We start from the raw sequence: 10,521 nt of genomic DNA, 5'->3' as shown, positions 1-10,521 counted from the left end.
ACCGTTGCTTACACAAGCGGCAGGGCAGTGATCGCCTGTCGCCAGGGAAAATTATGATTCCGCCGCCGTAATCGCCGCGAAAAGCCACAATTTATGAAAAACCGCTCGATAGAAGCGGCGGGAAAATCGCAAAATTTAACCCATTTTGAGTTTTGCAAGAGGCTCATGGCTGCGCATTCGGATCAGGTAGCTACGGTGACGTTGCCACAGCCATCGCGTACCTCGGCCGCAAACCAGGCGCGCTCGATGCCCGCGACAATTTTCCGCCACTCGAACAAACCTTCTGGCTTCAACTTCCCCGGCGAGTAAGTCAAGTTCAATAACGCAAAAAATGTGAAAAATGGATACATCTTAGAAGGAAATATCAGTTACACTTGGCCAATAAACAATATCCCCTAACCCAGCTTGAAAAATGGGTGAATGAGTCACCTGGATCATAGCAATGAAGTTTTTTTACGCCTTCTGGGCATGGCTGACAACATCACCTAAAAGAAGATTGGACGCCGGAAACCCGGACATCCATCCAATCGATATCAAGGCACTAGCGGCTGACCTGAATTTACGTGCGGAGGCAAAACGCCTCGGGCTAGCAGGCCTTCCCCACCCCAATACCCAAGAGCTGACTGGCCCTGAGGCAGCAATTGTCCAGGTCGTAGAAAGGGCGCGAAGTCAATATGTGGCTTGGGCCGCCCGTCGGCTTGGAATTCTCAATGAATCCATCAGTCGCCGTGATGTAACCTCGTCAGTGAAGCGTGCACTCAATGCAGACGAATCATTTGGTATCGAAGCCCGTGACAAGTATGCCGAAGAAAAAAGCGGGCTAGAAGCAGGCAAAGAATCTGCTGTAATTTGTCAGCGGGAGCTGCAGGAATTTCGCACTTGTCATGCGCTGTCCCGGGACGCCGTTTATCCCAGTTCGTCAAAATCGGTTTTTCTACTAACGCTTCTCGTTTTATGTATTCTCATCGAAGCCTTCGTCAATGGATTCTCGTTCGCGGAGGGAAATAGCAGTGGCATCCTGGGCGGGATCGTACAAGCATCAATTTTTGCGGCGCTAAACGTACTAACGGCCTACTGCATCGGTCGCGTTGGCGTACGTCAGCTCTATCATCGGCAGCTAACGCGGCGGTTAGTGGGGATGCTCTCGACGTTGGCATTCTGCGGAACCTCGATATTTATCGCATTATTGATCACACATCTGAGAAATGCGTTTGCTTCGGGCATGCCGGATCCCGGAGGGACAGCAATGCAGACGCTGCTCCTCTCTCCATTTTCACTCGGCGGCGTCCAGTCCATAGTACTTTTTTTCGTCAGTATCGGGTTTGCCTGCTTCGCGATGTGGGATGGCTTAGCCGCAGATGACAAGTACCCTGGATATGGCGATGTACAACGCGCGGCAATAAAATCTCGTCAGGAATTCGACAGCGACGTGCAAGCGATGCGCGAAGAATTGGTTGATCTCCGGCAGCAACATCTCGACAGTTTTGAAAAGCAAATAAAAAACTGCCAAAGCGGTCTTGCTTTGTTGGCGAAAGAACTTGACAACAAGGATGCAACAGCTGCGCGCCTCAACCAGGCAGTGCTCGATGTCGCCAATTCTATGGAAGCATTATTAAAGGAATTTCGTACCGAGAACGAAATGCATCGTGGTGCACTACCCGCTCCAGCCTACTTTGGAAAAAAACAGATACTCACGCCACTTGCCTTTCCTTCGCTTAGCACAGCTGACAATCGGAGGTCACTCGAAGAGCAGGAATTGCTGGTCAAGTTGCTGATCACCAATGAGCAAGCCATCAGGCTACGGATTCAGCAGGTTTTCGAAGATCAGATCGTACCGATCGAAACCTTTGAATTTACGTTTAAGGATAGGGGAGCATGATGAGTCGAGCTAAGGAGCGTGAACGAAGGCGCAACAATTTAAACCACATGAAAGCAGCAGTAGTTTTTGCAGCCACTGTTGCAATCATCGGCGGAGTATTTTATTGGATAAATAAATCAAAACAAGATAGCCTCAATTCAATCACAATGTGTCCGGTCTTAGGACCAAAAGGCCACATCGTTCTGCTAATCGACACAACCGATCCGTTCACTTTTACACAAAAAGAAGCATTCCTCTCGCTGATGCGCGACGTAATCCAACGCCGGACGCCAGAAGGTTACTTGCTTTCCATATTTGTGTTAGGTGCCGACTATAAGGAACACGCAAAGCCTATCGCTGAACTTTGTAATCCTGGAACAGGCCTGGGCAAGAGTGAATGGACAGCAGACCTCAAGAATTTGCGATCGCAATATGAGAATAAGTTTGTCGCCCCAATAACAAAGCAGGCCGAACTCTTGATTGGCACACAACCGGCGAAGGCATCTCCAATTTTTGAGATGGTGCAGCTAGTAGGCATCAACGCTTTTGAACTTCACGCGATAAACGGTGACCGGCGGCTCATAATCGTTTCCGACATGCTGCACAACACAACGGAATACAGCATGTACGCTGGACAACCTGATTTCCCCACATTCTCATCAAGCAACTACGGCAGAAGGTCGCAATCCACACTCAATGGTATTGACGTTGAACTGCACTATCTGATGAACTCCCCAAGGCTTCAAGAGCGACCCAACGTTCTTTTTTGGGAAGCGTATTTCGATAAGGCCAAGGCTCGACTCGTGGCGGTGAATCCACTTGCAGGTTAAATATGAATAAAATTTTTGATATTCGGATTCAAGCTCTTTTTCTGATCACACTCACTTTGAAAGTAGTTTCCTCAGCAATTGGCTGGCACTTTCAGCGGCCAATTCTTTTCGGATTTATAATCCCTATAGCTCTAATGCTGGTATATATTTTTGTTGGCGTGCGTCGTAACGATACCACTGTCACAGATGAGAAATTCGCGGATACGTGCTATTACTTAGGTTTCATCTTCACCATTACCTCCATTATCTTCAGCCTTTTCGATTTGCCCAACATTGGGACGAAGATCCAGGAAATCGCCGTGCGATTCGGCGCGGCCATGGTCAGTACGGTGCTGGGATTAGGAGTTCGCGTCTACTTGGTCAGCTTCAAAGAGGAAGTCACTGAAGCGCTTATTGCCGCAGAAGACGCTGCATTGGAAGCCACTAGGCGACTCAGTGAGCAAATGGGAATGTCGCTCGAGTCGCTCAAGGACTTCGAATATCAGGTCCATGCCGCAACCAAGGCAAGCGTGGAGCGCGTTAGCATGGAAGTAGAAAACCTTACAAAAAACCAAGCAGAAAAACTCAATGAGTTTTTCGTCCAATTATCGGATCGAAACCAAGAGGCATGCACGCTCACCTTGGCAGAGGTCAGAAATGTGAGCCGCAAGCTTTCCGATTCGGTCGATGCTTATGCTGGCGGTATGCAGAAGAACCTAGCAAGCATTGAGACGAAAGTGGGCGCCTTTACCGACGCAGTAACCACTCGCCTACAAAACACGACTTTCCCAGACGACTATTTCGCACAGCATCTGCAAGGGCCGATGGCCTCGCTGAAGCAAAGTGCCCAACAACTAGCGGGGGGCGTCAGGCAAACTTCCGACGAAGTTAGCGATTCAGCCCTCGTTTTGACGAACGCATTGAACATGCTCCGCCAGAAAGCCGGCGCCGTGGAGGCTTCGCTCGATTCCATCGGCAAGCTTACCGAACAACAACAGGCTGTTTTGGATAGCGCGTCAAACCACATGGAAACGCTTGCTGGCCTTACAAACGTATTAGTGAAGGTCGAGGTAGCGCTCAGCGGAACCGTCGGTACAATTCGGGAAAACAGCTTGGCTGCTTCTCATTTGGTACTTGGTGTCACAGAAGTGGTTGCGGAAGGCGCTGCCTCCCGCAAGAGTCTTGAGCTTTCACTAGGAGATGTAATTGGCAAACTCGGCACACAGGCTAACGCTACGATGCACGTCGCCAAAACCTTGCACGCAAATGCGACTGCCTCCATAGCAGCCGCTACCACTTTCGGAGAATCGCTGCGCGAAGAGGCCGCAGCAGCAAGAGCTGCCGCTGGTCACGTTGCGAGCCAACTTGCGGAAAGCACACAAGCGTCAAGAACGACCACTGCTAGGCTCGACGCAGCAATTGAAAAATCTTCGTTACTAGCGACGAGACTGGATGCCATCGGCACAATCGAATCACGCGAGGCAAATTTATTGCACGAATTGACACATCAAGCCGAATTGGCGTCCAAGAATGGTGCACTGACTGTGGAGCATCTTGAGGTCATGACACAGCAGCTCAAAGCAGTTGAGTCAACGTTACATTCGCAAGGTGCCGATCTCAAATTGGTGTCGACAAGCATTAATCAAGACCAAGTGAAGGCGGGTCACTCCGTACACAAATCACAGAAAGACCCGAACGCAGAAGAATCGATTACTCAGCCTGGCATTAACATTACTACCGTGATGCCTGCGGATAAGAACATTGAGCTTCGTGCCCCGCGCTCATAGGTGCATATAAAGTGGCACAACAAAAAGATCAAGTTTTTCAGCTGTCCCTGACGGAGATCGCTTTTATCATCACGTTTCTCCTACTTTTGCTACTTGGATACGTAATCTTCAAGGAAGAGACCGATCGTAAAGCCGCTCAGGCCGAGCTTGCGACAATACAATCGACACAGCAAGCCACTGGCGCATTGAGCTCCGCGAAAAGGGAACTTACAAAAGCACTCGAAGATGCCGGTGCTAAAAATCCAAGTGAAATTATCACTAAATTGGTTGCGGTTGAAAGCGTACGAAATGAACGGGATCGCTTAAAACAAAAGGTGGATGACCTCAACACGAAGCTCACGGCATTAGTTGAACTGGAAGAGCGTCTGCAGAAGGTTGGGAATTCGCAACGTTCTGACATGATAAAGAACGAAATTGTATCTGCATTGGCGCTGAGAGATCAAATCGCGAAGGCGCTCGCGACAGCACAAAATAACGAACATGTAGAGATTAAATTTGACAAGAACGCTGCCAAAAAAAATTCGTCCGCCGGCTTGGGAATTCAAGCTGCTTCGATGTCTGATGCTCGTCCTTTACGCGCCAATCGCGACCTCCTTCCCCTCGTTAAAAATGCGATCATGATCAGTGAAGTCCTCAAAGCTCAGCTTCGGACGAATATGTCGAAGGAGCTGACGCCTGGTCGTGAAGATCAGGAAATCCAAGATGTAGTAAGCGCAGCAAGGGACTTTGCCAAGTTGTCCTCCAACGGATCGTCTCCCGGGATTTTAGCAAAAGAAAATTCCGACCTAAGGGGCCAGGTTGCTTTCTTGAAGCACCGTTTGGATGCAAGGGGCGGTCGAGATTTTCCGCCTTGTTGGGCTGACGAAACAGGCAAAGTAGAATTCTTGTTCGCCTTAGAAACAAAATCGGGCTCAGTCACCATCTCTCCCGCTTGGCCAGAGCGGCGAGAAGCGTCGGCGCGAGCACTACCGGGAATAAATGAAGCACTGGGAGGGCCTCATGCGCACCAAGACTTCCCCAGTCAAGTAAGAGCGCTCTTCAACTGGAGCAAGGCCCAAAGTCCCGAGTGCCGCCACTACGTGCAGCTGAAGAGTTCAATCGCAGACGCAATTCAGTCAGACAGGGCGCGCCTGATGATCGAGAATTTCTTTTACAAGGTTGAAGTCCGCCGCTAATATCCAAACTGCAGCTTTTTAGCGTCAACTGGCAGTGAACTATAAGAAATCTATTTCGGCTTTACGGCCCATCCGCTTATCGTTCGCATATCGTCGCATACAGCGCCACTTAAGGTTTTCCCACGCCTTGGCTTGTGACTTACCAACTGCTGGGTAGACTAGGTTCTTCTCGTATGTTGCATGAATACATTCGATAACTTTAAAAGAGCAAGTATATGACTAGTGTCTGTAGAAGTGCGGTAATGGCGATAGTTCTATGGATAGGGTCCGGCGTGCAAAACGCCTTCGCGACTGAACCAGCAATTTGCGAACTCCGAGCAGCGCTTCTGGGATCTGCCGCCCAAGAGCGCGATAAGGGTGTAAATCGCTCTAAGGTTAAGCGACAACTTGGTAAGAAACTTGCTGCAATGTCCGGTTGGATAGATCTCGTTTACGACCAAATGAAAGACATGTCACCAAATGAAGTGGCTGAGTTCACAAAATTTGCGTGCGCAAATGAACACTGACGTAAGTCGGCACGGGTGGATCTCAACTTGTAGAAGGGGGCTGCATTTTGCTGACTGCCTCAGAGCATTGAGATTATGCTGCTGCTCCACACAGCGCGATTTAATAACTCTGAAACGTACTCGCACTGGTCGAGGCTTGGCAGCCTCAATTCCATTCACACAAGACCGAAGGCGAGTCATGAATTTGGTACACGCTGAGAACTGGCTGAACTTAGACCGCACGTTTAGTGTGACAGAGAAGGCACGAGTATCCTATAAGGTTGAGGGTGCGTATAGTGTCGTCTAGTCTCTCGCGCCTGCAGAGCCCATCGGCGGTTCAATGTGCTCTCGCAGAGTTTTCGTCACTCGGCCGAACTGCCTTTCTTGCCCGCTACGGCTTTGGTAAGTCCCGCGATTTCTTGGTTCGGAACCCAGCAAACGGTGAGTTATGTGACTCGAAGGCCATCGTCGGTTCAGCCTATGGATTCCAGTACCCCGGCGAAGGTCCGTTGAACTCATCAGATTTCTCAGGTGGCGAGGCCACAGTCGTGCCCAAACTGCAAAGCCTCGGATTCGAGGTCGTCCGAATCGGCGAGGACTGGTCACAACAAGAGGTGGACGCAACCGTTGCAGCCTACTTCGAAATGTTGCTCTTGGAAGCAAAACAGGAAAAATTCTACAAGTCAGAACGCAATGAGGCCCTGCGTCAGATTCTAACGGCGCGCAGCAAGGCCTCGGTCGAACTCAAACACCAGAACATCAGTGCGGTGCTGCACGGCATGGACCTGCCGTTCATCTCCGGCTACAAGCCGCGAGGGAACAGCCAACTCCTACTTCGCAAGGTCGTACAGAAATTCATTCTCGATAATGGCGACCTGGTCGGGCACGTAGTCGACGCACTTGAGGAAGTGAAAGCACCAGGCGAGAAGCAGTTCCGGGCTGTGCTCGTGGACGCTCCTGCAATTGAACTCGTCATGCAAGTCCAATCGGGGGCACCACGCATACGGCTGCCACGTAAAATCGACTTCGCTGCAAAGGATCGAGCCAATCGTCAACTCGGCCGCATCGGCGAACAGTGGGTGCTTGGCTACGAGCAGCAGCGGTTGCAGGACGCGGGCCTGGCAGACCTGTTTCAAAGGGTGGACTGGGTATCAGACCGTCTCGGTGACGGCGCCGGCTATGACATACTTTCCTACGACTCCGCGGAAAAACCGCGCTACATTGAGGTAAAGACTACAAACGGTGCTCACACGTCAGCGTTCATCATTAGCCGGAACGAGCTTGAATTCTCACAGGAGAGTGGCGACGCCTTTCATCTTTACCGCGTATTTCAATTCCGCGCGGCACCAAAGCTCTACATGCTGCACGGGGACGTTTCAAAACAGCTGCACTTAGAACCAATCGACTACCGCGCATCATTTCGGAGAGTCGCAGCATGACTGACAGCATTACCGTCACCAAAAACTTGGAAAATCCATGTCCGTTTTGCACCCTTCCTGCAGGGCGTGTAGTCGAAGAAAACGAGCTCGCCCTCTTGATTCTGGATGGCTATCCGGTTTCCCCTGGTCACAGTCTCATCATTCCAAAACGCCACTTTGGGTCATTCTTCTCTGCGACTGCCCCTGAACGTTCGGCGCTTCTTTCCCTTCTCGACAAAGCGAAGGAGCTGGCCGAAATAGACAACAAGCCAGCAGGATATAATATCGGCATTAACGATGGGGCGGCAGCCGGACAAACGGTTCCGCACCTCCACATCCACCTAATACCGAGGTACGAAGGTGATCAGGATGACCCGCGCGGCGGCGTGCGCTGGGTGATTCCGAACAAGGCCAACTACTGGTCCCAAAGGTAGCCCGCCTATGCCGCAGCTGCCATCCCCATCGGCCGAGGAGCAACTTCGTTTCCTCTCAAATATTCAACGTGTATTCGCCGAAGGCGATTTCACAGCAACGTACAAATATGCGCTCCTCATTGCCTTCGCTGATTTAGCGGTAGAACTTGGCGGCGACGATGGCCGAGAGCTCGCGCTTTCAACCCGTCAGATTGGTGAGCGGTTCATTCAGATGTACTGGCGCCAAGCACTGCCCTATGGCAAGGGGTTGCTAGACTCATCACTTGGAGTTTTGGTGCAAAACAATGGCGTTCAGGCTGCCGTAATTTCCGCCATCGCTGCGTTCCGAGCCACGCAATGCGGCGGAACATACCATTTTGCTCGCAACCTCCCCGAGTTCCAGATCCTTCTGGCCAAGGTAGCGCAGACAGTGTCCGCGCAACCGCTGAACTACCTGCAGAATTTTGGTGGAACGACGAATGATTTTCTCTACGAACGGGTAGGCCCCGGCAAAGTGAGACTCAAACCTGGGGTCGCATACTGCCTGAGACGCTTCCACCCGCTCGTGCAGCAATTGGCTCGTTCGCATTGGATCGGCCACATCAAAGCAAATCCCAGAAACCATATCATTCTTGGGGAAGCGGACGACCTTGAAAATTTCCTCTTTGCGACCTCGCGCCAGTCGCTACTGATGATGGCCGACGGGCTGAGAAAACTCGATGGGCCAAGTTGCTTTTACTGTGCCGCTAGGTTGACGGCTGGCGACGTCGACCACTTCGTCCCCTTCTCTCAATATCCGCGTGACCTAGCGCACAATTTCGTGCTCGCTCACCCGTCCTGCAACAGAAGCAAGTCGGCAACCTTGGCCGCGCGTCCGCATCTCGAGCGCTGGTTGGAGCGGTTGGAGCTACGTCGTGACGCCATCGGCGAAATCGGTCAGTTCGCCGGCTTGGTTGTTGATGCTCAAGTGAGCCGCCAAATAGCGGCCTGGGGATACACAAGCGCCAAAGCAAGTGGCGGCAGTGCTTGGCTTGCAGCTGCTAGATATGAACCAGTCGATGAAGGTTACAGCGCGTGCTTCGCAACGTAACTAGTGTAGTGCGTCACAAATAACATTGCTTATAATAAGTTTGCGTATATCCTGTCATGAGGAGGAAAAAATCATGCGGGTAGCGATGAAAATTGAGTTGTCCGAAGCGCAGCGCGGCGAGCTGGAATCACGAGCGAATGGTAGAACGACACCGGTTCGCGTGGCCGAAAGATCGAAGATGATCTTGCGAGCTGCAGATGGCGCGACGGACAAAGAAATTAGCGCCGAACTGGACGTCGTCCGTGCCACTGTGGCCCGTTGGCGTGGTCGGTATATCGAAGACGGCCTGCTTGGAATTGAGCAGGACGGAACTAGGCCGGGACGCAAGCCGCAGATTTCTGACCGCAAGGTTAAGGCGATTGTGAAAATGACGACCCAGCAAACGCCGGACAATGCAACGCATTGGAGCACACGAACGATGGCAGTTGCGGCGGGTATCAGCGAAGCGAGCGTGCGGCGCATCTGGCATGCACACGGACTTAAGCCCCATCTGGTGTCGACCTTCAAGGTATCGAACGACAAGCACTTCGTGGAGAAGCTCGACGATATTGTTGGGCTGTATATGAACCCGCCGGAAAACGCTTTGGTTTTCTGTTGCGACGAGAAGTCCCAGATTCAAGCACTGGACCGTACGCAACCGGGATTGCCACTCAAAAAGGGGCGCTGCCAAACGATGACGCACGACTACAAGCGCAACGGCGTGACGACTCTGTTTGCGGCGATGAATACACTCGACGGCAGTGTCATCGGTCAGTGCCAAACCAAGCATCGCCATCAGGAATGGCTTCGATTCCTTCGACAAATCGATGGCAGCGTCATGAAAGGCAAGGAGATCCATTTGATCGCCGATAACTACGCAACCCATAAGCACCCCAATGTGAAAGCGTGGCTAGCGAAACATCCGCGCTTTCACATGCACTTCACGCCGACCAGCGCGTCCTGGCTCAACATGGTCGAGCGGTTCTTCCTCGATTTGTCGGAAACCCAGTTGCGACGGGCGACGTTCAAATCAATCCCCGACCTGATCGGCTCGATCGAACAGTTCATCGTAAAGCATAATGAGGCGCCGAAACCATACATCTGGACCGCGAAAGCGACCGACATTCTGGCCAAAGTCACTCGCGCCCGAGCCAAGCTGAATAAGCTTCAATTTGTTTGACGCAGTACACTAGGCATCATTTCAGTGGCCACCACGGCGCCACATTCACCGCGACCGCGCATGGCGCGGTCGCCATGCGACACAAGGTGACGCACCTGCCGGGATGATGTAGTTCCAGAGCAGGAAGACTCGTGCCATGGCACGGCCACACCGGACTGGTGCAGAGCCCGACGCCCCCCCCGGTCCAGGCATACCGGGTGACAAAGGGAGACTATTCCCGCAGCATGCACTTGTAAAATATAATGGGCCCGCCGTGCGCCGCTCCCCTCCCGGAGCCACACTTGACATGCTTTGCATCCTCAATGCGTATTTCGGCGAACGTGACCG

8 protein-coding genes are annotated in these 10,521 nt (G+C 51.9%); all 8 read left to right on the top strand.

Annotation, left to right across the window (positions count from 1 at the left end; genetic code table 11):
- Positions 1-442 precede the first annotated feature (442 nt).
- The 8 genes from C7C56_RS27965 to C7C56_RS06590 all read left to right on the top strand — a co-directional run bounded on the left by C7C56_RS27965 (position 443) and on the right by C7C56_RS06590 (position 10,194).
- Positions 443-1,879: a hypothetical protein gene (locus C7C56_RS27965; RefSeq protein WP_146204316.1), complete on the top strand. Its 1,437-nt coding sequence runs from the start codon at positions 443-445 to the stop codon at positions 1,877-1,879.
- 47 nt (positions 1,880-1,926) lie between these two features.
- Positions 1,927-2,688 (top strand): hypothetical protein, encoded by a 762-nt coding sequence (locus tag C7C56_RS06615; RefSeq protein WP_229458244.1) that lies wholly within the window; start codon positions 1,927-1,929, stop codon positions 2,686-2,688.
- Between the two features lie 2 nt (positions 2,689-2,690).
- Positions 2,691-4,454: a hypothetical protein gene (locus tag C7C56_RS06610; protein WP_146204315.1), complete on the top strand. Its 1,764-nt coding sequence runs from the start codon at positions 2,691-2,693 to the stop codon at positions 4,452-4,454.
- Between the two features lie 11 nt (positions 4,455-4,465).
- Entirely contained in the window at positions 4,466-5,629 is a 1,164-nt protein-coding gene (locus C7C56_RS27960; RefSeq protein ID WP_146204314.1) for a hypothetical protein, read from the top strand.
- Between the two features lie 772 nt (positions 5,630-6,401).
- Positions 6,402-7,553, top strand: a complete 1,152-nt coding sequence (locus C7C56_RS06605) for a protein NO VEIN domain-containing protein (protein ID WP_502506455.1) — start codon at positions 6,402-6,404, stop codon at positions 7,551-7,553.
- The gene (locus C7C56_RS06600; RefSeq protein ID WP_106756667.1) at positions 7,550-7,966 is read left to right on the top strand and encodes an HIT family protein; all 417 of its coding nucleotides are present in this window, start codon (positions 7,550-7,552) and stop codon (positions 7,964-7,966) included. Before C7C56_RS06605 ends, C7C56_RS06600 begins: the two co-directional genes overlap by 4 nt.
- Positions 7,967-7,973: 7 nt before the next feature.
- Positions 7,974-9,035: an HNH endonuclease gene (locus C7C56_RS06595; RefSeq protein ID WP_106756666.1), complete on the top strand. Its 1,062-nt coding sequence runs from the start codon at positions 7,974-7,976 to the stop codon at positions 9,033-9,035.
- Positions 9,036-9,108: 73 nt separating this feature from the next.
- Positions 9,109-10,194: an IS630 family transposase gene (locus C7C56_RS06590; protein WP_106756671.1), complete on the top strand. Its 1,086-nt coding sequence runs from the start codon at positions 9,109-9,111 to the stop codon at positions 10,192-10,194.
- Positions 10,195-10,521: the final 327 nt, after the last annotated feature.

It is taken from the genome of Massilia glaciei, assembly GCF_003011895.2.
Lineage (GTDB): Bacteria > Pseudomonadota > Gammaproteobacteria > Burkholderiales > Burkholderiaceae_D > Telluria_A > Telluria_A glaciei.
This window is presented reverse-complemented; position numbering and strand designations above follow the sequence as displayed.